The organism is Alcaligenes sp. AB3 (genome assembly GCF_031844565.1).
Classification (GTDB): domain Bacteria; phylum Pseudomonadota; class Gammaproteobacteria; order Burkholderiales; family Burkholderiaceae_B; genus Alcaligenes; species Alcaligenes faecalis.
In genome coordinates this window covers 104,740-129,764 of record NZ_JAUZVM010000004.1, presented here as the reverse complement: position 1 = coordinate 129,764, position 25,025 = coordinate 104,740, and the positions used below count along the sequence as shown (strand labels likewise).

Annotated in this window: 21 protein-coding genes; 7 read left to right on the top strand and 14 right to left on the bottom strand. The window is 57.3% G+C overall.

Annotation, left to right across the window (positions count from 1 at the left end):
* Nucleotides 1–62: 62 nt before the first annotated feature.
* The 5 genes from hutG to Q9R35_RS10430 form a co-directional block, all read right to left on the bottom strand.
* Nucleotides 63–866 carry an N-formylglutamate deformylase gene (gene hutG / locus Q9R35_RS10450; RefSeq protein ID WP_042485621.1) on the bottom strand — a complete coding sequence of 268 codons (804 nt, stop codon included), beginning with the start codon at nucleotides 864–866 and terminating at the stop codon, nucleotides 63–65.
* 29 nt (nucleotides 867–895) lie between these two features.
* The gene (locus Q9R35_RS10445) at nucleotides 896–1,720 is read right to left on the bottom strand and encodes a carbon-nitrogen hydrolase family protein (RefSeq protein WP_026483610.1); all 825 of its coding nucleotides are present in this window, start codon (nucleotides 1,718–1,720) and stop codon (nucleotides 896–898) included.
* Between the two features lie 22 nt (nucleotides 1,721–1,742).
* On the bottom strand, nucleotides 1,743–2,588 hold the full coding sequence (locus Q9R35_RS10440; RefSeq protein ID WP_063692029.1) for a serine hydrolase: 846 nt from the start codon (nucleotides 2,586–2,588) through the stop codon (nucleotides 1,743–1,745).
* A 19-nt stretch (nucleotides 2,589–2,607) separates the two neighbouring features.
* Nucleotides 2,608–4,020, bottom strand: coding sequence for a hypothetical protein (locus Q9R35_RS10435; protein ID WP_063692031.1), 1,413 nt, complete (start codon nucleotides 4,018–4,020; stop codon nucleotides 2,608–2,610).
* 121 nt (nucleotides 4,021–4,141) lie between these two features.
* On the bottom strand, nucleotides 4,142–5,626 hold the full coding sequence (locus tag Q9R35_RS10430) for an amidohydrolase family protein (RefSeq protein WP_197314182.1): 1,485 nt from the start codon (nucleotides 5,624–5,626) through the stop codon (nucleotides 4,142–4,144).
* Between the two features lie 106 nt (nucleotides 5,627–5,732).
* Between Q9R35_RS10430 and Q9R35_RS10425 the strand changes: the two genes are divergently transcribed.
* Nucleotides 5,733–6,677, top strand: coding sequence for a LysR family transcriptional regulator (locus Q9R35_RS10425; RefSeq protein ID WP_311219815.1), 945 nt, complete (start codon nucleotides 5,733–5,735; stop codon nucleotides 6,675–6,677).
* A gap of 249 nt (nucleotides 6,678–6,926) precedes the next feature.
* Nucleotides 6,927–8,459 (top strand): glycine betaine/L-proline transporter ProP, encoded by a 1,533-nt coding sequence (gene proP / locus Q9R35_RS10420; protein ID WP_311219814.1) that lies wholly within the window; start codon nucleotides 6,927–6,929, stop codon nucleotides 8,457–8,459.
* A 290-nt stretch (nucleotides 8,460–8,749) separates the two neighbouring features.
* On the opposite strand, the gene fabG is transcribed toward proP, so the two are convergent.
* The 5 genes from fabG to Q9R35_RS10395 form a co-directional block, all read right to left on the bottom strand.
* Entirely contained in the window at nucleotides 8,750–9,490 is a 741-nt protein-coding gene (gene fabG, locus Q9R35_RS10415) for a 3-oxoacyl-ACP reductase FabG (protein ID WP_042485601.1), read from the bottom strand.
* A gap of 245 nt (nucleotides 9,491–9,735) precedes the next feature.
* Nucleotides 9,736–10,677 carry a pirin family protein gene (locus tag Q9R35_RS10410; protein ID WP_042485597.1) on the bottom strand — a complete coding sequence of 314 codons (942 nt, stop codon included), beginning with the start codon at nucleotides 10,675–10,677 and terminating at the stop codon, nucleotides 9,736–9,738.
* Nucleotides 10,678–10,769: 92 nt separating this feature from the next.
* The gene (gene ycaC, locus Q9R35_RS10405) at nucleotides 10,770–11,396 is read right to left on the bottom strand and encodes an isochorismate family cysteine hydrolase YcaC (protein ID WP_045929437.1); all 627 of its coding nucleotides are present in this window, start codon (nucleotides 11,394–11,396) and stop codon (nucleotides 10,770–10,772) included.
* A 75-nt stretch (nucleotides 11,397–11,471) separates the two neighbouring features.
* Nucleotides 11,472–12,158 carry a hydrolase gene (locus Q9R35_RS10400; protein WP_042485591.1) on the bottom strand — a complete coding sequence of 229 codons (687 nt, stop codon included), beginning with the start codon at nucleotides 12,156–12,158 and terminating at the stop codon, nucleotides 11,472–11,474.
* A gap of 66 nt (nucleotides 12,159–12,224) precedes the next feature.
* On the bottom strand, nucleotides 12,225–13,103 hold the full coding sequence (locus Q9R35_RS10395) for a pirin family protein (RefSeq protein ID WP_042485587.1): 879 nt from the start codon (nucleotides 13,101–13,103) through the stop codon (nucleotides 12,225–12,227).
* Between the two features lie 108 nt (nucleotides 13,104–13,211).
* On the opposite strand from Q9R35_RS10395, the gene Q9R35_RS10390 reads away from it, so the two are divergent.
* Entirely contained in the window at nucleotides 13,212–14,117 is a 906-nt protein-coding gene (locus Q9R35_RS10390; protein WP_045929781.1) for a LysR family transcriptional regulator, read from the top strand.
* Nucleotides 14,118–14,252: 135 nt separating this feature from the next.
* On the opposite strand, the gene Q9R35_RS10385 is transcribed toward Q9R35_RS10390, so the two are convergent.
* From Q9R35_RS10385 to Q9R35_RS10370, 4 genes are all read right to left on the bottom strand, one after another.
* Nucleotides 14,253–14,450, bottom strand: a complete 198-nt coding sequence (locus Q9R35_RS10385; RefSeq protein WP_009456875.1) for a CsbD family protein — start codon at nucleotides 14,448–14,450, stop codon at nucleotides 14,253–14,255.
* A gap of 53 nt (nucleotides 14,451–14,503) precedes the next feature.
* Nucleotides 14,504–14,848, bottom strand: coding sequence for a BON domain-containing protein (locus tag Q9R35_RS10380; protein ID WP_035269768.1), 345 nt, complete (start codon nucleotides 14,846–14,848; stop codon nucleotides 14,504–14,506).
* Nucleotides 14,849–15,445: 597 nt separating this feature from the next.
* Nucleotides 15,446–17,263, bottom strand: a complete 1,818-nt coding sequence (locus Q9R35_RS10375) for an NAD(P)/FAD-dependent oxidoreductase (RefSeq protein WP_197314438.1) — start codon at nucleotides 17,261–17,263, stop codon at nucleotides 15,446–15,448.
* A gap of 158 nt (nucleotides 17,264–17,421) precedes the next feature.
* Nucleotides 17,422–19,377, bottom strand: a complete 1,956-nt coding sequence (locus Q9R35_RS10370; RefSeq protein WP_311219813.1) for a sigma-54-dependent Fis family transcriptional regulator — start codon at nucleotides 19,375–19,377, stop codon at nucleotides 17,422–17,424.
* A gap of 225 nt (nucleotides 19,378–19,602) precedes the next feature.
* On the opposite strand from Q9R35_RS10370, the gene Q9R35_RS10365 reads away from it, so the two are divergent.
* The 4 genes from Q9R35_RS10365 to Q9R35_RS10350 all read left to right on the top strand — a co-directional run bounded on the left by Q9R35_RS10365 (nucleotide 19,603) and on the right by Q9R35_RS10350 (nucleotide 24,973).
* Nucleotides 19,603–20,151: an RNA polymerase sigma factor gene (locus tag Q9R35_RS10365; protein ID WP_045929780.1), complete on the top strand. Its 549-nt coding sequence runs from the start codon at nucleotides 19,603–19,605 to the stop codon at nucleotides 20,149–20,151.
* 35 nt (nucleotides 20,152–20,186) lie between these two features.
* Nucleotides 20,187–21,182: a FecR family protein gene (locus Q9R35_RS10360; RefSeq protein WP_311219812.1), complete on the top strand. Its 996-nt coding sequence runs from the start codon at nucleotides 20,187–20,189 to the stop codon at nucleotides 21,180–21,182.
* A gap of 267 nt (nucleotides 21,183–21,449) precedes the next feature.
* A complete protein-coding gene (locus Q9R35_RS10355) occupies nucleotides 21,450–23,789 on the top strand; it encodes a TonB-dependent receptor (protein ID WP_311219811.1) in 2,340 nt (779 codons plus the stop codon).
* Nucleotides 23,790–23,824: 35 nt separating this feature from the next.
* Nucleotides 23,825–24,973 (top strand): YncE family protein, encoded by a 1,149-nt coding sequence (locus tag Q9R35_RS10350; protein ID WP_311219810.1) that lies wholly within the window; start codon nucleotides 23,825–23,827, stop codon nucleotides 24,971–24,973.
* Nucleotides 24,974–25,025 lie beyond the last annotated feature (52 nt).

Below are 25,025 nucleotides of genomic sequence, written 5' to 3'. Positions count from 1 at the left end.
CCACCGTGGCCAAGGCGATAGTGTAGCGCCCCGGCCTGTCTGTGCCGGGGCTCAGGATGAATTTACGACTCGGTCGCAAAGGCCAGCGCGTCGCGCAGCAAGGCCTCGATCAGCGGCTGAATGTTGCGGGCAGCCTCTTCTTTGTAATCAAAGGGCCACTGCTCTTCCATATAGCAGCACTGCGCCATTTCCAGCTGCACAGCATGGATGTTCTGCTCGGGACGTCCGTAGTGGCGGGTAATGTAACCACCTTTGAAACGGCCATTCAACACGCTGCTGTAGTCTTTGTTGGCCGAGGCCGTTTTCATCAGACTTTCGCTCAAGGCAGGATCACAACTCTGGCCATTGGCGGTCCCAAAATTCAGATCCGGCAGGCGGCCTTCAAAAAAACGCGGTACTACCGAACGAATCGAATGCGCATCCCACAAGACCACACGGCCATGCAGGGCCAGCAGGCGTGTCAGCTCTTCTTCCAGCTTCTGGTGATACGGCAGCCAGATGGTCTCGCGACGCTGGGCAACCTCACGCTCGTCCGGCTCCTGGCCGGGCTGGTAAATAGGCTCGTCGCCAAAGGTGTCCACAGGACAGAGACTGGTCACGCTTTGACCGGGATACAGGCTGGCATTGTCCGGCGGACGGTTCTGATCCACCACAAAACGCGAATACGTCGCCACCAACACGGACGCACCCAATTTCTGGGCACATTCATACAAGCGGGGAATATGCCAATCCGTATCCGGCACCTGACGCGCTGACTCCGTAAAACGCGCCAGCAAGTCCGACGGCACGTAGGTGCCCGAATGGGGCATGGAAATCAACAAGGGGGCAGTGCCCGGATAAAACTCAAAGGCAGCAGGTACGGTCATGGCAGACTCCAGTCTGTTTCAGCACACAATCAAGAAGGAATAGGATACAGATCACCCCGGCGGTGCTGCCAGGCCGGAAGTGACTCACGCATGCGCTGCACGCGAGCGGGGTCCAGATCGGCGCAAATATAGCCTGGATGATCAGGCATACAGGCCAATACGGTGCCCCATGGGTCAATAATCATGCTGCGACCCAAACACGGCATGGCAGGACCGGGACCACCGATCTGCGCGGCAGCCAGTACGTAGCACTGGTTTTCAATCGCACGGGCACGCAACAGCACTTCCCAGTGGTCACGGCCGGTATGCACATTAAAGGCAGCTGGCACTACCAGCACATTCGCGCCACGGGCACGCAAGGTACGAAACAGCTCGGCAAAGCGCATGTCGTAGCAAATGCTCAGGCCCAGATTCAAATCCCCGACCTGCACATTTTGCAGATGCTGGCCATGGCAGAAATCATCAGACTCGCGGTATTCCAGACCGTTCACCACCGCATCGTACAAATGTACTTTGCGATATTGCGCCACGATCTCGCCCTCTGGTGAAAACGTCACGCTCGTGTTGCCCAGGCGATGGTCATCCGGACGGCGCTCGTGCATGGAGCCCAGATGAATCCAGGCACCGGTGCGGCGCGCTAGGCTGGCCATGTGATCCGTCACCAGACCCGGAATAGGCGTGGCGTTTTGCTGCAACCATTCCGTATCGCCACGTACATCGCTGTACTCGGGGGTCACAATCAGTTGTGCGCCGTCTTTGGCAGCGGCCAGCACCCAATGTTCCAGCTGGTCCAGATTGGTTTGGCGGTCGCGGCCGCTATCGAGTTGAACCAGGGCAACACGTGTCGTAGACATACTTTTATCCTTTCGGACCGGCTCAATACTGCAGGGCGCGGGCCGTTTCCAAGGCCAGACGGGACAAGACACCCGCCCCCTGGCCACCGTATAGAGAGGTGCTGGTGCGGCCATCGGTAAAGCCATCGGCCATCACGGCCAGCACCACACTGCGTTCGCCCATCGTCAAGATACCGGCATCGTGACGCAAGCCGGGCAAGGAGCCGGTCTTGTGAGCCAGTTGGGCGATAGAAGGCAAAATTGCCGCAAAGTGACCTCGTTCACGCTGATCCGCCAGCATGTCCAGCCCCTGCTGACGCAGGTTCTCGGGCAAGGCAGGCGAATGCAACAGGTACAGCAAGGTCGAGCAGGCATCCTGCGCGGTCGTCCAGTTATCTTTACCGGCCTCGCGCGCCTTCATGTCCATCATGTGGCGCTGCAAATCCGTATGCTGCAAACCAGCCTGGGCGCTCCAGGCGTTGATGTTATCCATGCCCAGCAAGTCAATCAGGGCATTGGTGGCGACGTTATCGCTCAGGATAATCATCAGCAGAGCCAGCTCGCGCAGGCTCAGGCTGGGCACGCCGGGCAGCTGGCTCAAAATGCCGGTGCCGGGGGTACGGTCGCCCTCGGGCAAAGGGTAAACCGTATCCAGCGACAGCTTGCCCTGGGCAACCTGCTCCAGCAGACACAGGAGCATGGGCGTTTTGATCAGGCTGGCCGAGGGCATGACGCGCTGCGCATGCCACTCGAACAAGGAGGTACCGTCGGTAGCGTAGACCGCCATCGAAATACGGGCGGACTCCTGGGTCAGCAAAGGCTCCAGTCGTTCTTGCAAGCGCTCACGAACCAGTGGCGCATCCAACAACTCGCTTCCTAAGGTAAACATACAAACACTCCTTCAATACTCAGACCAGAATCAGGAACAGGCCGACGAACATCAACAAGTTGACCGCCATGACCGCCCAGCCGTTATACAACATGTACTTGAGCTGAGTGGAACGCGCCAGGCCCATCTGGCCGAACATATCTGAAGAAGGGAAAGGACCAAACCAGTCAATCTGCGAACTGCCCAGAATCACGGCAGCAGTGGCTGCAGGACCCACACCGGCGGCAGCCAGCACAGGACCAAAAATCTTGGCGGTGAAAGTCATCTGCGCCACAGCAGCACCCGGAATGTGGCCGACCACGTTAAAGGCCACAATCAGCATGCACAGCACCGCGCCACTAATACCGACCAGATAGGGCTGCACCGAATCCAGCAAGGCGTGATAGGCATTGAGCTGATCCACCAGCACCAGCACCGGGTTGAACAGCCAGAACAGGAAGAAAATCCAGATCAGCTTGCCCGCACCGGCATACATGGCCTGCAAAATTTCACGCGGATTCATGCCACCGGCCAGACCGGTGGTAGCACCCAGAGACACCATCACAATAATGGCGTAGGCAAAACCGGCTTTGGAGGCGATACCCACCGCAGCCAAACCCACGATGGTGATGCAGAAAGCCCAGGCAGCACGCACAGCCTTGGGGGAAGCCTTGGCATTCACGTCAAAAGCAGCCTGACCTTGGGAGGCTTCTTCGTACTGGAACTGATCCTTGGTCATCTTCTGGATACGACCGGACATGAACCAGCCCGTCAGCAAGGTGGCAGCGGCCATGGGCAGACCGGCAACCAGCAGGTAGTCGGTGTAGCTCAGACCTGTCAGACCCGTTACTGTCACCACGTTAGGGGTGAATGGGCCCAGCACCAGACCGGCGGAACCGGCACTTTGGAACAAGGCAGCCACAGCGGGAGGAGACAGACGCACGGCGGCGGCAATTGGAATCACCACCGCAGCAATAATGGCGTTACCACCAGCCAGCGTACCCAGAGCGCCACAGATCAGGGTGGACGCCACCATGATGCCCAGACGCACGCGCACCGGATTGGACAAGCCAATACGCTTCACAATGGCTCGCACCAACTGCTCGGCAGCACCTGTACGGGCGGCCACTTCACCCACCCCGGCGCCCAGCACAATAATCAAGCCCACCACGGCAATAAACGAGCCCAGGGACTCGGCCAGCAGTTTGCCCATGGCAATGGGCGTGGTGCTGGTCATGATGGCGCCCAATACAATCGCACCAATCGTGGCCAGAACAATATCCACACCCAACAAGGCGATAAGCGCAAACACCACTACCGGCGTCAAGCCCCACAGGGAGCTTTCACCCGGCATGTAAAAGTGGGTGTACAAGGCAATCGCCATGCCAATTAAAAACACCACCATGGCAGCATTGCGCTTGCCCGTTGGCATTTGTTGCTGAATGACACTCATGTCGTCTCCTTAACGATCCTTCCTGGCCAGTTATCAAAAACCGGCCTGCATGTGATGCAATCGCCCTGGCCTGGTTGACTACCCCAAATCACGGCGACTGTTTTCTTGTCCGACGCGCCGCTTATAGCGGGATAATCGGCGCATCCAGGCTTTGCGCCTGAGCGGCAAAGGCGCGATTAAGCACCTGGCCGGGCCGCTGCTCCGGGGCGACAGGGTGAACCTGCACGCCATTCACAAACACGGTCTGCACACCTTGAGACGGTAAGGTGGGCTCTTCCCAGGTGGCGCAATCTTGCACCGTTTCGGGATTAAACACCACCAGATCCGCCCAGGCGCCGACTTGCAACACGCCGCGGTTTTCCAGCCCGAAGACCGAGGCAGGCATGGCGGTCATTTTGGCAACCGCCTGCTCCAGGGACATCAGGCCATCTTCGCGTACGTACCGCCCTAAAATGCGCGTGAAACTACCCCACAAACGAGGGTGGGGATGCGCATCCGCAGGCAATCCGTCCGAGCCCACCATGCAACATGGATGGCTGAAAATGCGCTGGACTTCTTTCTCGTCCATCGCAAAATAAATCGCGCCAGCAGGCAGCAAACGCCGTGCGGCAGTTTCCCGGTCGCAGCCCCACTGCTCGGCAATCTCGGCCAGATACAGGCCATTGCACTCGGGGTGAGGCTCGGACCAGGTAATAAGAATCTGGTCTATGGTGTGGGCGCGTTCGGGGATCAGGATCGTGGAGCTGCCCGAATAGGGATAAATATCCAGGGTGGCCTGCACGCCATCGGCGCGGGCCCGATCAATATTGGCCAAGGTATGGCTGCTGCGGCCCCAGTTGGCCGGCATCATGCACTTGTGGTGCGACACCAGGGTGGCGCACTGCGTCTGGCGGCCTACCGCCAGCACTTCTTCTACCGACTCCTGCACCGTGTCGCCTTCATTGCGAATATGGCTGGTGTGCAAAGAGCCCTTGGAAGCGGCAACACGGGCCAGACCTTCCAATTCGGCCGGTTGGGCCATGCAACCAGGCTCGTAAGCCAGGCCGGTACTAAAGCCCACGGCGCCTTCTTCCAAGGCCTTGACCAGCAAGGCTTCCATGGCCTTTTGCTCGTCGGTACTCGGCTGGGACAAGGGGTCCTGCATCACGGCCATGCGCAGATTCGCGTGACCGACCAAAGCTGCCACGTTGATCATGGGCTTGAGCTTGCGCACGGCTTGCACGTACTGCGCCATGTCTTCAAACAAGGGCGAATCACCCAGCAGGGCCAAAGCCGCTGCCGAGTTGCCCGGCAAAGGGGCGGGGAAGGCGCTGACACCACAATTACCGACCACAACCGTCGTAATGCCCTGGCTGGTTTTCCAGTCCAGAACAGGCCGTTCGATGAACATCAAATCATCATGGCCGTGAGTATCAATAAATCCGGGAGCCACCACATGGCCGCTGGCGTCCACCGATTGATCGGCGTGCCAGGCGCTCAGGTCGCCCAGGGCGACAATACGCCCTTCTCGAATACCCACGTCACCACGCCAACGCGGGGTGGCCAAGCCATCAATAATCCAGCCATTGCTGATCTTGACGTCCAGCCTGCGGTCGTCTGTCTGCATCTACGTCTCCACTAACCCTCCCACAAAAAGGGGAGTTGACCGCATTATCCAAAGGTATTATTAATATGAAAAATTGTTTAAGTTAATTGATTAATCAGAAAATGATATGGACAGACTTCCCAAGCACATCACGCTCAAGCACTTGAACGCGTTTGTCGCCGTGGCCCAGGAGGCCAGTTTCACCCATGCCGCGCGTCGTCTTTTTCAAACACAATCCTCGGTAACGGGCCTGATCCAGCAGTTGGAAGTTGCCCTGAATACCACCTTGTTCAACCGCACCAGCCGCCGCGTATCCCTGACGCCTATTGGCCTGGAGTTCCTGCCGCGCATCACCCGCCTGCTGGCGGATTTTGATGGCGCCATCAGCGATGTCATGCGGTATGGGGAATTGAAAAGCGGGCGAGTCAGCGTGGCCGCCGCTCCGTCAGCCATTACGGATTTGATTGCACCGGCGGCCGCGAATTTCTCGCAGCAGCATCCAGCCGTACGTCTGTATTTACGGGATGACAACTCAGGACGCATTCAGCGCCAGATCGTGGCGGGGGAAATTGACTTTGGTCTGACCAGCCCCTGGGCAGATGTCCAAGGACTGGACAGTCACCCCTTGCTGGAAGACCAGTTTGGCGTGCTCTATCGCAGCGATGACAAGCTGATCAAACCGGATGCCAACAACACCGTCAGCTGGTCCGCCCTGAATGAGCGCAAGCTGGTGGGCGTCGTAGACGAAACCGGCATCATGGCCGTGCTGCAATCGCGTCCGGATCTGCCTATCGAAGCGTCGGCTCCGTTTTACGAGGCCTCCAGTACCACCTCTCAAGCAGCACTGGTGCAAAGTGGTCTGGCCATTGCCCTGCTGCCAGCCCTGGCCGCACAACGTGTCCTGATGCCCGGCCTGACGTTTTCCTTGTTACAGGCCCCCACACTGGTCCGCACCCTGTGCCTGATGTTCCATCAGGAACATGATCTGACACCTGCCGCCGCCGCTCTGGTGGAAGAGGTGCGAACCTACGTGAAAAAAGCCCCTTTACCGCCTGGGTGCCGCGCTCTGTAAGTATGTGCAAATGTCGTGGGAGTCGGCCCGCGGCTCAGTAACAATAGGGACTGCAAGTCGCGCCCGGTTTTTCTCGCGACTTGGCACTGACTGCTCGACCCTTTCAATTGATAGACGAACAGCAAAGCTGGACGTAGCGCCTGCCAGCCTCGCCTGATCAGAATGCCGTCATGCCAGTGCTTCTTCTCTGGTATCGACAGCACAAGGGCGACCCTGCAGGTCATTGTCCTGCTCTCCAGGAGAAGCCATATGACGCAGTCCTCCGCGGCATCCAGCAACGCCAAGCCGCTCCACATTGACGACATTACCGTCGTAGACAACAGCAAACTCAAAAAAGCCGTGACGGCCGCTGCCTTGGGCAACGCCATGGAATGGTTTGACTTTGGTGTGTACGGTTTTGTGGCCGCCACCTTGGGGAAGGTCTTTTTCCCCGACGCATCACCTGCCGTACAAACAATTGCTGCCCTGGGTACCTTTTCGGTGCCCTTTTTGGTGCGGCCTTTGGGCGGTGTGTTCTTCGGGCTGATGGGGGACAAGTTCGGTCGTCAAAAGGTGCTCTCCCTGACCATCATCATCATGGCAATCAGCACCTTCCTGATTGGCCTGATTCCCTCCTACCTATCCATCGGCATCTGGGCTCCCGTCTTGCTGCTGCTGTGCAAGCTGGCCCAAGGTTTTTCCGTAGGCGGTGAATACACCGGCGCGGCGGTCTTTGTGGCTGAGTACGCCCCCGACCGGCAGCGCGGATTCCTGGGCAGCTGGCTGGACTTTGGCTCTATCGCGGGCTTTGTTCTGGGCGCCGGTTTGGTCGTGCTGCTGCAAACGTCCCTGACCGAAGAGACCTTCCAGGATTGGGGCTGGCGCATTCCCTTCCTGATTGCCGGCCCCCTCGGTATTTTGGGCTTGTACCTGCGCCATGCCGCTGAAGAGACCCCTGCCTTTACCGAGCAGCTGGAAAAGATGGAAAAAGAGGACCGCGCCGCCCTGACGGAGCGTCCTACGGTTTCCTTTGGCGAGATCTTCTCCAAGTACCGCAAAGCCCTGCTGATTTGCATTGGTATGGTGCTGGTCACCAACATCACCTACTACATGTTGCTGACCTATATGCCCACCTATCTGTCCAGCAGCCTGGGCTATGCCGAAGAACATGGTGTCTTCATTATTGTGGTGGTGATGATAGGGATGCTGTTCGTGCAACCGGTGGTGGGTTTTGTCAGCGACAAGATAGGTCGCAAACCCTTTCTGATGGCCGGTAGTCTGGGCCTGCTGATTTTCGCGATTCCCGCCTTTCACTTTATCGGCAGCGACAGCAATGTGCAGATCTTCCTGGGGCTGCTGATTCTGGCCGTTTTGCTGAACTGCCTGACCGGGGTCATGGCCTCTACCCTGCCCGCCCTGTTCCCGACCCGGCTACGTTACAGCGCCTTGGCCGCTTCCTTTAATATCGCCATTATTGTGGCGGGTCTGACGCCTACCGTTGCGGCCTGGCTGGTGGAGCAAACCAACAACTTGCTGGTGCCTGCCTACTACCTGATTTTCGCCAGCGTCATCGGCTTGATTACCGCCTTGTTCCTGCCTGAAACGGCCAACCGTCCCTTGCGCGGCGATACGCCTACGGCCTCCAACCGCAAGGAGGCCAAGGAGTTGCTGCAGCAGGCTTATGACCACATCGAACAAAGCGTGCAGGATGTGGAAGAAGCCATTGCCAAGGCCGAGGAAGAACTGGAAGCCTTGAAGCAAAAGCGCCAGCGCCTGGTGGACCGCCACCCCGAGCTGGATTAAAGGGAAATCTGAACGCAGGCAGTGTGCGATCTAATCAATCCATGATGCCAACCGTTCACCTTCCCATCCTTTAACTCTCCACCTAAATACGAGCACATTAAAAACGGGCCTGAGCAAAACGCTCAGACCCGTTTTTTTGTCGCCGGGCCGCCCCAAGGCAAAAACTCCCCCTCGAGGGGCAGCCAGCCGAAGGCGTAGCGTGGAGGTTTTTTTGGAGCCAGTATCCTTCACTACTAAATAGAAGCTGCCAACTAAAGGCTACGAACGATTCAATCCTTGTCTACGCGGCATTAAACCGTCAAACCACCCGACACTTCCAGCGTGGTGCCATTGATGAAGCTGGCTTCATCCGAGGCCAAAAACGCATACACATTGGCGATTTCTTCAGGCTTACCCATGCGGCGCAGCCAGCAATGGTCACGAAAGCCTTGCAGCACTTTTTCCGGGATGGTTTTCAGAATGTCTGTCTCGATAAAACCGGGACAGACGGCATTGACGCGAATCCCTTTGGGCCCCAATTCCCTGGCCCAGGTTTTGGTAAAGCCAATCACCCCGAACTTGCTGGCCGCGTAATTGGTTTGACCATAATTACCGTACAGACCCACCACGCTGGAAGCGTTCAGAATGGAACCGCTTTCCTGCTCCAGCATCACTGCAGCCACGGCCTGGGTGAAGTTGAATACCGCTTTCAGGTTTACGTCAATCACATCGTCAAACTGCTGCTCGGTCATGCGGACCAGCTTGGCGTCTTTGGTGATCCCGGCATTGTTCACCAGCACATCAATGCGGCCAAACTTCTGCTTCACCTCCGCCACCATGGCATCAATTTGCGCACGGTCCGTCACATCCACGGTATAGCCCACAGCGGTAACGCCATTGCCGCTCAAAGACTGCGCTGCTTGATTGACGGCATCCGCATTGCGATCGCACAACACCACAATCGCCCCTTCCTGGGCAAACTTCCTGGCCGTTGCCAAACCAATACCCGCTGCCGATCCGGTAACAACCGCCACTTTATCTTTCAATCGCATTCCAGCTACCTTTTAAAAATCGCTCAACGCTGTCGTGCAAACACAGGTTTTTACCGCACCCCAACAGGCCATGGCCCGCAAGCTCGTTCACACCAGCACACTGTTTTGTACTCCGATCACTGGCAGACCGCCAGTCAAGGTAGGCAAATTTCGTCCAAAAACAATGGCCCCCAAAGGGGCCATTCAGGCCTAGCATCAGAAGCAGAATCAAGGTAAGCAGCGGCCTTGCAGACCTCTCAATAGAATCAGGCGGTTTCCCAAGGCAAGTCAGGAGCCTGCAAAGGATCGCCATCATAGCCCTGCACCACACCAAAACGATCATGGGCTGCCCGCCAATCGCGTTGCGCCTGGGTGATGACTTCCTTGTTCTGGCCTACAAAGTTCCACCACAGAACCAGCTCATCGGTATACGGCTCTCCGCCCAGCACAATGACACGGCAGCCCACGCTTAAGTCCAGCGACAGCTGCGTCAAGCCACGGCCTACATAAGCCAGTTCATTGGTCTGAAACTGCTCATTGCCAATGCCCACAGTGCCTTGCACCACCAGAAATCCATACTCGAACTCCGGCTTCAAGTTCAACGCAACCCGACCGGCTTTGACGCTGTTCAAATCCATGCCCATCAGAGGCGAATACAACTTGCTGGGTGCCTGCCGCCCCTCGTAACTACCGGCCAGCAAGGTGAAGTCGCACTCGCCTTCACGCCAACGCGGCAAATCGGGGTGATGATCAAAAGCGGGCTCACAGGCGGCATCCTTGAAGGGCAAGGCAATCCACAACTGCACCGCATGCAGCTTGTCCTCGCCGGGCAAGGACTCTTCGGTATGGCTGATGCCCCGGCCTGCCGTCATCAAATTCACCTGACCAGGCTTGATCACTTGCACATGGCCCAGGCTGTCGCGATGTAGCACCTCGCCCTGGATCATCCAGGTAAAGGTTTGCAGACCAATGTGGGGATGCGGCCCGACACGCAGACCGGGGCCGGAAGTGAACACGGCGGGTCCGGCGTGATCCAGAAAACACCAGGCTCCCACCATACGCCGCTGCGAGGACGGCAAGATACGGCCAACAGTGATGCCCCCGCCCACTTGTGCACTGCGTGCGGGCACGCGCTGGATCTGTTTGTCACCATTTTGGTCTTCAGGACAATCAAAGGATACGGAGACTTCGGAACTGAGGGTACTCATGGGTCAAACTCCAAAAATGCATGAACAGGGGCCAGCCATCAAAACAGCAAAAAACGCTGCCCACCGAAATGGACAGCGCTGCGCCAGGGCGCTTACTTGCCAGAAGTGAACTTGGTGTGGCTGTTAATCAGGTTGCGGTAGTCAGGGATGTGGTTGGAGAACAAGGCACCCAGACCTTCCACGTCGTTACGCCAGTCGCGATGCAGTTCGCACGCCACACCAAACCAGGTCATCAATTGCGCACCGGCGGCCGACATGCGATCCCATGCGGAATGGCGAGTCAGTTCGTTAAAGGTGCCCGACGCATCGGTGACCACGAACACATCAAAGCCTTCCTCCAGAGCCGACAAGGCCGGGAAAGCCACGCACACTTCAGTCACCACACCCGCAATAATCAGCTGCTTCTTGCCAGTGGCCTTGATGGCTTTGACGAAGTCTTCGTTATCCCAGGCGTTGATCTGACCAGGACGAGCGATGTAAGGCGCATCGGGGAAGGTTTCTTTCAGCTCGGGGACCAGAGGACCGTTAGGGCCTTCCTCAAAGCTGGTCGTCAAAATAGTAGGCAAGTTGAAGTACTTGGCCAGATCAGCCAGAGCCAGCACATTGTTCTTGAACTTGTCGGGATCAATATCACGAACCAGAGACAGCAGCCCGGTTTGGTGATCTACCAGAAGTACAGCGGCTTGGTCTTTATCAAGACGTTTGTAAGGCGTAGTCATCTCAGTTTTCCTTAACGATGATTGAAAGGGATGGGTGCAGGCACTGCACCCGGCACTGCAACAGCGCTGAGGGTATTAGCGCTGCGAATCCAGTTGTTCCTGATTCTTGAGTACATCCTGCGCTTTGGCGTAGCTCTCGATCAGCAACTGATAGGCAGGGAAAATCTTGGTGTAGACCTGCGCCCATTCCTGGGCATCAGGGCGGTTCCAGGTTCTCTGCAATTCGGAGGCCACTGCGCCGGTATCGATAGGCACCACACCTGCCTGCATCATACGAGCCAAGGTGATTTCCTCGGCCATCTTGGAGTAGGTGCCGGAGGCATCAATCACCACAAACACCTTGTAGCCTTCAGCCACAGCGCTGATTGCAGGGAACGCCATGCACACGCTGGTAATGGTGCCAGCAATGATCAGGGTCTTGCGGCCAGTGGCTTTGACAGCAGCCACAAAATCCTCGTTGTGCCAGGCGTTGATCTCGCCTTTGCGGGCCACATACTGGGCGTGGGGGGCGTTCTGATGAATCTCGGGAATCAGAGGACCGTTCGGGCCTTGTGGCACGGAAGCCGTGGTAATCACGGGCAGCTTGCTCAAGGTGGCGATTTTGGCCAGTGCTGCCGCATGGTCACGCAAGGTGGTCATGGGCATGTCCTTCACGGTCTGGAACAGACCGCTTTGGTGGTCGATCAGCAGCATGACTGCGTCATCAGGATCAATTACCGGGGCGGCGCCATTGAAATTGGCTACATTGCTGGGGATAGTCATCATGTTTCTCCTGTGGAGGAAAAGCGAGGGGCCACCAGGTTGGTGTGGCCCCTCACGGGCCTTGCTTTAGGATGCCGACCCTGGTGCCATCGCACCAAAGCGGCCACTGCTGAAGTCATCCATAGCCTGCAAGATCTCTTGCTTGCTATTCATAACAAAGGGGCCGTGTCCCACAATCGGCTCATCAATGGGTTCACCACTGATCAGCAAGACCACGGCGTCGTTATTGGCTTCCACGCTGAACTGGCTGCCTGTCCGATCCAGCACCACCAGTTGCCCTTCACGTGCCACGCTTTGGCCATTGACCAGTACGGTGCCTTGCAGAACCACCAGCGCAGCCGTCCAGCCCTCTGGGCTTTCCAGCTCGGCAATCCCACCCTGATTCAGACGCAAATCCCATACATTCATGGGAGTGAAGGTCTTGGCAGGGCCTGCGGCACCGTCCTTTTCTCCGGCAATCACACGCACCATGCCAGCGGCATCGGGCAAAGCGACTACAGGAATTTGCTGGTCGGTAATGGCCTGATAGCCAGCGGGAGCGCCCTTATCTTTGGCAGGCAGGTTGACCCACAGCTGCACCATTTCCAAGGTGCCACCCGAGCGGGCAAAGGCGTCGGAGTGGTACTCCTCGTGCAAAATGCCCGAACCGGCTGTCATCCACTGCACATCACCGGGACCAATCGTGCCGCCCTGGCCCGTGGAGTCGTGGTGCGACACCTCGCCCTTGTAGACGATGGTGACGGTTTCAAAACCACGGTGTGGGTGCTGGCCAACGCCGCGTTTGTGATTGCTAGGGGCAAACTCGGCAGGGCCGGCATAGTCCAGCAGCAGGAAAGGGCTCAACTGTTTTGCGTGTGTGTGGTACGAAAACAGGGAGCGAACGGGGAAGCCGTCGCCCACCCAGTGAGGACGGGGAGCGCTATAGATACCAAGAATTTTCTTCATGTCCATCTCCTTGTTTCAACATAAGAGACAGAATAAACTCGGGACAACGAAGGCAGTAGCCCCCTAAATCGGCCATCTATGTTCCATTTATGGAACGATAAAACCGCCATGCAAGATTTAAATGACTTGTACTTCTACGTTCAGATTGTGGATCACGGAGGTTTTGCCCCTGCTGGTCGGGCTCTGGGTTTGCCCAAATCTACCCTTAGCCGCAGGCTGGCGGCATTGGAAGAACGCCTGGGAGTGCGTCTGATCCAGCGCTCCACCCGCCGCTTCACCGTGACCGAGATCGGCCAGACCTATTACGAGCACTGCAAGGCCATGCTGGTGGAGGCTGAAGCAGCCCAAGCAGCCATCGAACTGACACGCGCCGAGCCTCGTGGTGTGGTTCGCATCAGTTGCCCGATCACCTTACTGAACGCTCATGTCAGTGATATGTTGGCCGACTTCATGGTCAGCTACCCGCATGTCACCGTGCAGTTGGATGCGACCAACCGGCGTGTCGACCTGATCGGCGAAGCGCTGGATATTGCCATTCGCGTCCGCCCCCCTCCGTTGCAAGACAGCGATCTGGTCATGCGCGTGCTGTCCGACCGCAGCCAATGCCTGATTGCCAGCCCGGAGCTGATCGCCCGTTACGGCATGCCCGGTTCACCTGCGGATCTGGCGGACTACCCCAGCCTGGCTCTGGGCCTGCCGCAGCAAAGTCATACCTGGACCTTGTATGGTCCCGATGGCGCACAAGCCGTACTGCATCACACGCCCCGCCTGATTACCACGGACATGACCGCTTTGCGCTGTGCCGCCTTGAAAGGCGTGGGTGTGGTGCAATTGCCTACCCTGGTGGTCTGCGATCAATTGGCCGACGGCTCGTTGGTGAAGCTGATTCCGGACTGGGCACCCCGGCGCGAGATCATTCACGCGGTGTTTTCCTCCCGTCGCGGGCAAATGCCTGCTGTGCGGGCATTGCTGGATTACCTGGCCGAGCGCTATCAGCAGATGGATGAGGACTGACAGCGACGCTGTGGTCCAAGGTCTCTACGTCTCATCAAAGCGCAACATCACTGGCCCGCGCCCCTCCTACAGCACAAACAAAAACGCCCTGCATATGCAGGGCGTTTTGTATTCCTGAGCAGTCAAGCCAGGGGATCAGGCGCCGCCATTAAAGTCGCGAACTTGCTTTTCCGCTTCTTCACGCGCAATGCCGTAGCGTTCCTGGATTTTCCCGACCAGATATTCGGTATTGCCTTCGGCAACATCAATATCGTCATTGGTCAGCTTGCCCCATTTGGCCTGGATTTTTCCGGACAACTGTTTCCATTTACCTTTGATCGTATCTTCATTCATAGTCGTTCTCCTGTTTCAACGGGAATTCACAATTAGGATTGATGTCGGAACATTTATTCCGGTTTTACTTTCAATCCCGACGAATCGACTTTCACAACGCCCTTCACACTTTCCGTTGCAGCAACGGCTTTCTTGTGTTCAATTTCGCTGGGCACGGTACCGGTCAATGTTGCAACACCGTTATTGGTCTCAACAGAGATATCCGTGCTCTTCAAATCCTTGGTGCTGGCCAGATCAGCCTTGATCTTGGTGGTGATCCAGGTATCGCTGACGGCTTCGCCTGCGGTTGCCGAGTGATCCTGATTGACCGCTGGCTCATTGGCCATTGCGCCGCTTTGCAGACCAAAGCTCAAAGCAGTAGCCATTAATACACTGGATAGGATGGCGGATTTTTTCATATATGCTCTCCAATATCAGAAAGGGAATTTTCAATTTCAAAAACCCTTGCCCCTGCTATTAAAAGAAGTCCAGTTCAATCAACAAATTTTTCGTTGTTTGCAATGGATGGTTCCACCGTAACATTCCCAACCAGGCTGAAAACTACGAAATGCTACAAGCGATTTCTTTATAAGAATTTTTCCTGCTTTCCATAAAATTCTATTCGTCCTGCTTATGACAGGCTGCTGTGTTTCGTCAGATTCTGGCCTGCATGCTGGCCAAGTTCAATCAGCTCCCACCTACAACACGACTGGTTTTCACACGTTTTCAACCAAGATCCCGCGCGCCCTTGAGACTGGCAATCCTGAGTGAGAACAGAGCAGTAAAGCAGGGCGTCGCTCTCTGCAGAGGGGTCGTCCGGGCCAGATACATCAAGTAAAAAATTTAGCAAAACTTCTAACAAAACAAGCGCCCTGGCCACGGTGCTTGCAGTGCAGATACGCCTGCCGCAGCCGGTAAACACAAAAAAAACCAGATCATCAAATTGATAATCTGGCCAAAATCAGAACAAGGTGCAGACCCACACACCTCCACTCGAACAACAAGGTCACTACCCATCAACGCAGATGGTGCACCCCCTGCATCCCGTAAACCTGCACCGGCAAGCCCGCCTGACGCGCCTTCAGCTGCAAGGCCAGGTACTGTGAGTAATGGCGCGACTGGTGCAGATTGCCGCCATGGAACCACAGATTCGGCTGCTGAGTGGGCTTCCACATATTGCGCTGCTCGCCCTCCCACGGCCCTGGATCTTTGGTGGTTTCCGAACCCAGTCCCCAGCACTTGCCCACCCGGTCCGCCATTTCCTGACCTGCCAGATCGGCCACCCAGCCATTCATAGAACCGTAGCCCGTGGCGTACACCACCAGGTCCGCAGGCAATTCCGTGCCGTCTGTCAGTACCACAGCGTTCTCGGTCAAATGGCTGATGCCGGTCCGGGATTTCAGCTTGATGCTGCCATCGATAATCAGCTCGCAAGCACCCACATCGATGTAGTAGCCCGAGGCACGGCGCAGGTATTTCATGAACAAGCCAGAACCATCGTCACCCCAATCCAGCATGAAACCTGCCGCCTCCAGCTTCTGGTAGAACTCTGCATCACGCTCGCGGATCTTGTCGTACACAGGAATCTGGAAGTCCGCCATGATGCGATACGGCAAAGAGGCAAAGAGCAAGTCTGCCTTGCGCGTGGTGACTCCCGATGCCAGTGCCCGTTCGGAATACAGATCTCCCAAGCCGATCTCCATCAAGGAGTCGGATCGCACAATGTGGGTAGACGAACGCTGCACCATGGTGACGTCTGCCCCTGCCTCCCACAACGCGGCGCAAATATCATGCGCCGAGTTATTGGCCCCGATCACCACTACTTTCTTACCCGCATACGCTTCTGGTCCGGGGTGCTGCGAGGAATGTTGCTGCTCACCCTTGAACACATCCTGCCCCTTTATGCTGGGCACGTTGGCCTTGCCGGACATGCCCGTAGCAAAAACCAATTGCTGTGGTCGTAGCGTCATGGGCTTGCCATCACGCTCGATCTCCACTTCCCAGGTCTGGCTGGACTCGTCGTAGCGCACCTTCTTGCATACGGTGCTGCTCCAGTAATTCAGCTCCATCACCTTGACGTACATTTCCAGCCAGTCGCCAATCTTGTCCTTGGGAGCAAAGACAGGCCAATTGTCGGGGAAAGGCATGTAAGGCAGGTGGTCGTACCAAACGGGGTCGTGCAGGCACAGAGACTTGTAGCGCTTGCGCCAGCTATCGCCAGGGCGCGCATGTTGATCAATGATGAGCGCAGGCACATTCAACTGCCGCAGACGCGCCCCCAGCGCAATACCGCCCTGCCCGCCACCAATCACCAGCACATAAGGCTGCTCGGTCGTGCCCAGTTCGGCCTGCTCCTGCTGACGACGTTCCTGCCAGGTCTGACGTCCACGTCGAATACCATGCTCGGCACCCATGGGGCGACGCACGCCCAACGGTTCCTCGTGCCCTTTCAGTTCCGACATGGTGGTCAGAAAGGTCCAGATCTTGCCGTTCCTGATGCGAATATGGCCGTAGCCACGCGCCACATCGGTTTCCACACGAAACCAGCCTTCCACCAGACCTTGACCATCATCACTGACCGGCTCGGCACTGTCGCGCTCGAACCTGGCGGACACGGCGCCTTGTTGCTGCTGCGTCAGCATGTCGCGGATCTGATCGCGCCCTTCCATGGTTCGAATATTCCAGGTGAACATGACCAGATCACGCCAAAAGCATTCTTCGGCAAACAGGGCTGCCGCATCGTCCGGTGCATTGCTGGCAAGCGCATGGGTCAACTGTTCAAGAACCGTGTCCAACTGTCGCGCAGACGGCTGCAGTTGCTGCTGTGTTTGCATGATTTGTCTCCATATCGTTTTAATGTTGCGCCGGGCTTTTTATGCCCAGCTATGGAGTACATAGCAAACACCGTGCCAAACCGGGAACGGCTTGTTTTAACGGGGGCTCGCTCGTTTTAAGGCGGTGAAACTGTGCCAGCTGTGACACAGGTGGTGTATCAGGTGTCGCAGCCTGTGTCAGGAGCCGAGTCTTGCTGAGCCAGTCCCGCTCGTTTGATATAACGATGCAAGGTGGACCGACTGATACCCAGCTGTCTGGCCGCCGCACTCACGTTATCGCCACAGGCTTGCAAAACCTGCTGCCAGGACGATTCTCCGGCGCAGAGAACTGACGTCGGGTTGCTTGTAGATGTGGTGGCCAGACGCCGCTCTCGCAAAGCCTCCGGCAAGTCCTGTACCTCAATGCAGGAACCTTCCGCCAAGGCCAGGGCCAGCACCAGCGCATTGTCCAGCTCGCGCAAATTACCCGGCCACTCGTACGCTTGCAGCGCTTGCCAGGCCTCGGGAGACAAACCGGGCACATCACCCTTATTACGCCGATGCAATATCTGCTGCACCAGCCATTCCAGGTCACTGCGCTGACGCAAGGCAGGCAAGGTCAACACAGCCGCATTCAAGCGATACAGCAAATCCGCACGGAAGCGGCCTTGCTCTACCAAGGCGCTTAAATCATGGTGGCTGGCTGAAATCACGCGCAGGTCCACGCGCTTGCTTGTGCGTGCGCCCAAGGGCATTACCTCGGACTCGGCCAGCACTCGTAGCAAACGACTTTGCAGAGCCAGCGGCATGTCGCCAATCTCGTCCAGGAATAGAGTGCCGCCATCAGCCGCCTCAATCAAACCCGTGCGACCTCGTGCAGCACCGCCGGTATACGTGCCAGCTAAATAGCCGAACAATTCGCTTTCAATCAGACTCTCGGGCAAGGCCGCACAATTGACGGCCACAAAATTCCCGCGACGACCGCTGGCCGTGTGAATCGCACGGGCCAGATATTCTTTGCCCGAACCCGTCTCGCCCTGCAACAGTACCGGCATTTCCCGCGTTGCCAAACGGGCGGCCTTCAGCAACATGGATTGCATGGCCGCATCCGTGCCTGCCAAGCCTCGCAATGCCTGTGGCAAGGCGGCATCCACGGCCGCCCCATCCATCCCCACAGACCGATTGTTCAATACACGCCGTGGCTCAATGGCATGGGCAAACAGCACACTGCCATCCCGCGCCATGACGACTCGCTCCTGCGTGGGGCGATAGCGCATCAAGGTCGGTAACTGATCCACTTCCAGATGCAGAAAGCGCATCAAACTCTGCCCCAGCAGATCTGCAGGATTACGCCAGTCCACCCCCGCTGCCCGCGCCAGAATCCGGGCACCCGTATGCGTCATGCCCTTGATACGGCCAGAACCATCAATCGCAATAGCCGCTTCCGGATCAATATCCAGAAACTCCGGCGACTGCGACAAACATAGAATCCATTCCTGACGGTGACAGGCCATCAAATTGGCCAGTTCAATACGGCGGGTCGCCGCATTGGCAAGGTGCAGGGCCAAGCCTTGGCTGGCCTTGGCCTCCGGCGACTGCAACAAGGATAAATCCAGCACCGCGGCCAGCTTGCCGTCGTAGTGATAGATAGGCGCCGCCGTGCAGGACAGAGGCGCATGCATATGATCGAAATGATCGTTTTGATGAATGGTCAGAGCCTCGCCCGTGTGCAGGCAAGTGCCCACCGCGCACGTTCCCGCGCGCTCTTCAGACCATTCCGAGCCCATATACAGACCGGCCTGCCGCAAGGCATCGCGTTGACCATCCGAGCCCAGGAAATCTACCGTAACGCCCTTGTTATCGGACAGCAGCAACACGTAATTCAGCCCGGAAACCTGCTGATAAAGACGCTCCAGCCCGGAGCGCGCGATATTGATCAGGGCTTCGGACTGCTGACGGTGCTCGCGCAACTGGGAGTCCGGCACGATATAGGCCTCGCAAGCCTGCGCCGGGTCCAGCCTGTGATGCTCAATGCACCGCCGCCAGCTATGGACCACAGCCTGATCGCGCCGGGACAGGCTGCCCTGCCAAACAGCCGTGATCTCTTGGACGTGTGCCACATGTGAAGACTGCATATCTGCGCTCATCCCGAAAACAGACCACCCCCGGGCGGGCGCGGCCTATCTTCCAGTGTGCCGCCATGCTTAGCTGCCGTACATGGAGGTTTTCCTTGAGATGCGGTGCAGCATCACACACCGTCTCCAAGCAGACACACTCTGCAAGCAATTCGGACATGGGAATGAGAATTATTGCTAATATGAGCGCTTCCCTGCTCACCCGCTTTGTTTGCCTGCATTGTCATGTCCCGCCCACCGCCATTCCTGAAAGCTTGGCTCGCTCATTACAGCGGGTTGATCGGGACATGGGCAAAGCGCAACTCCCTGCCCTGCGATGCAGAAGATGCCGCCCAGGAATCGGCCCTGCAGTTTCTTAGCAAGGGTTCGGAAGCGGTTCTGAATCCCAAGGCGTATTTGATGCGCTCTGCGCACAATCGCCTGATCAATGAGGTCAAGCGGCAGTCCCGTGCCAATCTGGTTTCTTTGGAAGAGTTGGCCGAGGAAGATCACCCGCTGCTGGCCGACCCCGAATCCCATTTGCATGCCAGCGATCTGGCTCAAGCCTTGGAGACGGCGCTGGCGCAATTGCCCTTGAAAAAGCGCCAGGTCTTTATTTATCACCGACTGGAAGGCTATACCCACGCTGAAATTGCCCAGAAAATGGGGCTGGCGATCAATACTGTCGAACGCTATGTCATCGACTCAACACGCCATATCCGCGGGCAGCTGCACAGCTTCTGCCCCCCTGATATCGGCCACGTGGACAAGGCTGGCAAGCCTATAATCCCATGAGTTTATTTGGCGCCCCCTTGTCGGACCTTGATTCTGTGAACGATCCCATTGCCCCTTCCAGCGAGCAGGACCCCCGCGATGCGGCCTCGTTCTGGCTTGCGCGCGAGAAATCGGGACGCATGGACGAGGCCGAGCGCAAACAGCTGCAAGCCTGGCTGGATGCCAATCCGGCACACCTGCTGGAATACAAGCGGGCCCAAGGGATCTGGAATGCCATCAGCCTGGTGCCTGGCAATCGCCTGCGTCAGCTGGCTCAGGAACCAGCCACCCCCGCTCCCCGTTTTCTGCAACGTCGTGGTTTACTGATTGGTGGCGCTGCTGCCTGCACCGCCGCCATCAGTGGCGGCATTGCCCTGTCCTGGTTTCATCAGGGCGAAACGCTGTATGAGCAGCAATTTGCCACTCGTCAGGGCGAGCGCGAACAGGTTTCTTTACCGGACGGCTCGATTATTGAGCTGAACACGGCCACCACCCTGCATGTGCAACTGTTTGAACAGAGCCGTGTCGTAACCCTGGCTTCGGGCGAAGCCTCCTTCACCGTTGCCAGTGATACCCAGCGCCCCTTCCTGGTGGATGCCGGGGATACCTCTGTACGTGTCACAGGCACCCGCTTTGGAGTGCGACGGGATGAGGCACAAGTGCGGGTAGTGGTGGAATCGGGCTCCGTACAGGTTCAGCATGGTCCTTGGTGGAGCCGCAGCACTGCCGCCCTAACTGCCAAGCAAGGCGTCAGCGCGCAAGCGGGCACGGATCTGGTTCCTATGGGTGACGGTGATGTCGCCTCCCTGATGGCCTGGACGCAGGGCCGCTTGCTGTTTAGCGACACGCCGTTGTTCGACGCGATCAACGAGATCAACCGCTACGCTCCCAAGGCGCTGCGGGCGAACCACCAGGAACTGCAAGGACTGCATATTGCCGGGGCCTTCAGCACCGGGGACACGGCGGGCTTTCTGGAACTGCTGCCCGATATTGTTCCTGTCACCGTCAGTTATTTGCGGGACGGCACACCCGTGGTGTCACGCCGCCCATAAGGCATGGCCGAATGAAGAAACAATTAGTTTCAAATTCGGCTCAGATTTTTATCAGGTTTTGTTTCGGCTGCTTTGTCTTTATCCATAAGAGGCCGTTTTTTGTACACCCCGCCGCGCCATCGCTGTGCCTGTGTCACGAAACGCCCGCAACCCTAACGGAACCCTCGCTCAGTGAACCAGACCCGAACAGGCCGCAGCCGTGCTGCGAGCAGCAAGACTTTTGTTTCCTTCTCAATAAGCTGCCTAACTGCTGCTGTGCTTTTAGGCATGAGTGCGGCCCCTGCCCACGCTCAAAGCGCTGCCATCTCCATCAGCATTCCCGCTCAACCTTTGAGCCAGGCCCTGCTTGAACTGGCTAACCGCTATTCACTGGATCTGGCTTACTCTCCCGAGATTGTCAAAGGACTGTACGCCCCTGCAGTCTCGGGCAGCCTGACGGCGGATCAGGCCTTGGGCCAAGTGCTGGCCAATACCAATATCCGCTATCAACGCCGCGGCAAGAATGTGTCCCTGACAGCCCTGGCCCCCAACGCAGACAGCCAGGTCACGCAATTGGCTCCCGTCACCGTTACCGGCTCCCTGAATGGCCTGACACCCGCCTATGCAGGCGGACAACTGGCCACGGGCAGTCGGGTGGGGATGCTGGGCAACAAGGACTTTATGGAAACGCCTTTCAGCACCAAGGCGTATACCCGCGAGTCGATTGAAAACAGCTCCTCCGGCAATCTGCTGAAAGTAATTTCGGACTCGGACCCTTCGGTCTCCACCACAGGCAGCGACTACGACTTGAGCAACTACGCCTCGGTCCATATCCGTGGTTTCAGCACCGCCGGTTTTGAGGATCTGGGGATCAATGGCCTGTACGGTCTGGCCTCTTACGGCAACCGTAGCCTGGGCGACTTTGCTGAACGTGTGGAAATCTTCAAAGGCCCCTCTGCCCTGCTCAACGGCATGATGCCCAGCGGCAGCGTGGCCGGTACCGTCAATACGGTCACCAAACGAGCCACGGACGAAGCCATCAACCGCGTGACGCTGGGTTATGAAAGCGACTCCATCTACTCCGGCAAGGTGGACTTTGGTCGTCGCTTCGGGGCTGACAATGAATGGGGCATTCGCATCAATGCCAGCAAGCGCAAGGGCGAAACCGCCGTCAAGCACAAGAAGGTGGACAACGAAGCCGTTGGTTTGGGGCTGGATTACCGTGGTTCCCGACTGCGCGTAGGCCTGGACTGGATTCACAATGAAGAAAACACCGACGGGGTCTCTGCCCAGATCACGTCCCGTCTGTCTGCGGTTCCGGCCCCTCCCACCCACGACAAGCTGATTGCTGGCGAGCCCTGGTCCATCTACAACACCAAGGGTGACTTGTTCATGCTTAAGGGCGAGTACGACCTGAGCGATGACACCACGGTCTGGGCCAGTGTTGGTCACAACGACCGCAAGATGACGGCCAACGTCATGAACTGGCGTTTGTTGAATGAAAATGGCGACTTTGCGCGAGACTCCGTGCTGGTGTGGAATTCCAAGTTCAAGAATCTGGCCGCCGACATTGGTGCCCAGACCAAATTCGAGACGGGTCCTATCAGCCACCAATTGTCGGTTAACGCCAATGCCTCGGAACGGACCGTCTATCAAGTACGCGCCAACTACCCGATTGCCGGTCTGCCCGGAGGCAATATTTATGACCCCACCTACGTCTCCAAACCGACCAATGTCGACTATTCACCCAGCATCCCCAAAAGCAATGAAAACACCCTGCAAAGCATAGGCGTAGCGGATACCCTGTCCATGCTGGACGATCGCTTGCAGCTGACCGTGGGCGTACGCCAGCAGCGGGTCAAGCAAAAGACCTTTGACCCCATTACCGGCCAGGTCAAAGGGGATGTATATGACGAGAGCGCCACGACGCCTGCGGTTGCCGCCTTGTTCAAGCTGACGGATCAAGTCTCGGTTTACGGAAACTACATTGAAGGGCTAAGTGCGGGAGCCCAGGCCCCGGTCAGCGCCGCCAATGCAGGTGAAATGTTTGCACCCTACAAGTCCAGGCAAAAAGAGCTGGGCGTGAAGTACGACGCTGGCAGCTTCGCCACCACGCTGGCCGTGTTTGAAATCACCCGTCCTAGCGCTGTCACCAATGCCGACAACATCTACAGCTTTGATGGCGAGCAGCGCAATCGCGGTGTGGAGTGGGAAGTGTTTGGCGAACCCATGAAAGGCCTGCGCCTGATCGGTGGTCTGAGCTGGAAACAAGCCAAGCTGACCAAGACCCAAAGCGGCCTGTACCAAGGCAATGACGCCCCGGAAGTTCCACGCTTTGAAGCCAAGCTGGGCGTGGCCTATGACGTACCGCAGATCAACGGCCTGACGCTGACAGCCAATGCCATCCACACCGGCAAACAATACCTGGATCAAGCCAATGTGCAGTCCATCCCCAGCTGGCGCCGTTACGACCTGGGCTTTGCCTATGCCACCAGGATTGCGTCTACCCCTGTCACCTTCCGTGGCACGGTCTATAACGTCGCCAACTCCCACTACTGGTATGGGGTCTTGTGGCGCGGCGTAAGCCAGCCTCGCACCTTCAACCTTTCTGCCACCTTCGAGTTCTGATGGCGATGTTCAACCCTTTTATACGGCCCACTTCCATGACCCGAACTTTTGCTTCTACCCTGGTATACGCGGCGTTGGCAGCCAGCTTGATGGCATGCAGCACACCCGCACAACATACGCACAGCACCGCCCCAACCGCAGTAGAAAACCGTGCCGAGCCTACGGTAAGCCGCGCCCAAATTGCCCAGGGCATTTACGAACTGGTCTATAGCGACAAGCTGGACCTGCTGTTTGTGGCGTCTGCCGGCAGTTTTAGCGACAGCACCGTGCCCTATCAAATTCTGATCGTGAATCCCGCAGACCTGAAGGTGGTGGGCACCATTCCGCTGACTCGCAAGGCATTTAGCCTGGCTCTGGATGACCAGGCTAACCGCTTGTATGTAGGCAACACCGGCCAAGGAGCCATCACCATTGTCGACACGCAAAGCCGCCAGGTGCTGCAGACCGTACAACTGGCCCCCATGCTCAAGGGCAAGGACGGCAAGGAACGGCCTGAATATCACTTCCGGCAACTGATGCTGGACCCCGCCAACCACCGCCTGTACATGCCTGCTTTCGACAACACACAAAGCAAGCTGTTCGTGATTGATACCCAGGCCAATAAGGTAGAGAAAATCATTCCAGGCTTTGGCTTTACGGCAACCGGAATTGCTTTGGATGCCAAGCACCAACGCTTGTATGTCTCCAACATGCAGGGCGAGGCGGTGGTGGTGGACACGCAATCCAATGAAATCGTAAATCGCTTCAAGCTGGGTGCGGAACAGCCCTTGAATCTGGCCTATGACGAGGCTAACCATCGCCTGTTGGCGGTAGACCAGGGCCACCCCAAAATGCGTGGTTTCCAGGAGCGCGGTATTCCGGGTTATGAATCCCGCCACCCCGGCCACCGCGTTGTAGCCATTGACTTGAATACCGAGAAAATGGTGGCAGAAATGCCCGCCTCCGGACCCGTCAATCTGAAGCTGGACCCGGCACGCCAACGCTTGCTGGTAACCAACCGCGAGTCAGGCGAGATCACCGTGTTCGACAGCAATACCTACCGCCAACTGCACAGCATCAGCACCCCGGCGCACCCTAATACCTTGGCTATCGCCAAGAAAAACGGCGATGTGTATGCCACGGTAAAGAACGGCGAAGATGCTGCCAAGGGTACGTTCGAGAGTGTGGCGCGCATTCAGTTCTGATGCTGGGAACTGATCACCAATAGTGATAACGGGGTTGGGAACGGGCTGGAGC

Excerpts from the sequence above, each read along its gene's own strand:
- hutG (WP_042485621.1), bottom strand. The coding sequence starts at position 866 with ATGACCGTACCTGCTGCCTTTGAGTTTTATCCGGGCACTGCCCCCTTG.
- Q9R35_RS10445 (WP_026483610.1), bottom strand. The coding sequence starts at position 1,720 with ATGTCTACGACACGTGTTGCCCTGGTTCAACTCGATAGCGGCCGCGAC.
- Q9R35_RS10440 (WP_063692029.1), bottom strand. The coding sequence starts at position 2,588 with ATGTTTACCTTAGGAAGCGAGTTGTTGGATGCGCCACTGGTTCGTGAG.
- Q9R35_RS10435 (WP_063692031.1), bottom strand. The coding sequence starts at position 4,020 with ATGAGTGTCATTCAGCAACAAATGCCAACGGGCAAGCGCAATGCTGCC.
- Q9R35_RS10430 (WP_197314182.1), bottom strand. The coding sequence starts at position 5,626 with ATGCAGACAGACGACCGCAGGCTGGACGTCAAGATCAGCAATGGCTGG.
- Q9R35_RS10425 (WP_311219815.1), top strand. The coding sequence starts at position 5,733 with ATGGACAGACTTCCCAAGCACATCACGCTCAAGCACTTGAACGCGTTT.
- proP (WP_311219814.1), top strand. The coding sequence starts at position 6,927 with ATGACGCAGTCCTCCGCGGCATCCAGCAACGCCAAGCCGCTCCACATT.
- fabG (WP_042485601.1), bottom strand. The coding sequence starts at position 9,490 with ATGCGATTGAAAGATAAAGTGGCGGTTGTTACCGGATCGGCAGCGGGT.
- Q9R35_RS10410 (WP_042485597.1), bottom strand. The coding sequence starts at position 10,677 with ATGAGTACCCTCAGTTCCGAAGTCTCCGTATCCTTTGATTGTCCTGAA.
- ycaC (WP_045929437.1), bottom strand. The coding sequence starts at position 11,396 with ATGACTACGCCTTACAAACGTCTTGATAAAGACCAAGCCGCTGTACTT.
- Q9R35_RS10400 (WP_042485591.1), bottom strand. The coding sequence starts at position 12,158 with ATGACTATCCCCAGCAATGTAGCCAATTTCAATGGCGCCGCCCCGGTA.
- Q9R35_RS10395 (WP_042485587.1), bottom strand. The coding sequence starts at position 13,103 with ATGAAGAAAATTCTTGGTATCTATAGCGCTCCCCGTCCTCACTGGGTG.
- Q9R35_RS10390 (WP_045929781.1), top strand. The coding sequence starts at position 13,212 with ATGCAAGATTTAAATGACTTGTACTTCTACGTTCAGATTGTGGATCAC.
- Q9R35_RS10385 (WP_009456875.1), bottom strand. The coding sequence starts at position 14,450 with ATGAATGAAGATACGATCAAAGGTAAATGGAAACAGTTGTCCGGAAAA.
- Q9R35_RS10380 (WP_035269768.1), bottom strand. The coding sequence starts at position 14,848 with ATGAAAAAATCCGCCATCCTATCCAGTGTATTAATGGCTACTGCTTTG.
- Q9R35_RS10375 (WP_197314438.1), bottom strand. The coding sequence starts at position 17,263 with ATGCAAACACAGCAGCAACTGCAGCCGTCTGCGCGACAGTTGGACACG.
- Q9R35_RS10370 (WP_311219813.1), bottom strand. The coding sequence starts at position 19,377 with ATGCAGTCTTCACATGTGGCACACGTCCAAGAGATCACGGCTGTTTGG.
- Q9R35_RS10365 (WP_045929780.1), top strand. The coding sequence starts at position 19,603 with ATGTCCCGCCCACCGCCATTCCTGAAAGCTTGGCTCGCTCATTACAGC.
- Q9R35_RS10355 (WP_311219811.1), top strand. The coding sequence starts at position 21,450 with ATGAGTGCGGCCCCTGCCCACGCTCAAAGCGCTGCCATCTCCATCAGC.
- Q9R35_RS10350 (WP_311219810.1), top strand. The coding sequence starts at position 23,825 with ATGACCCGAACTTTTGCTTCTACCCTGGTATACGCGGCGTTGGCAGCC.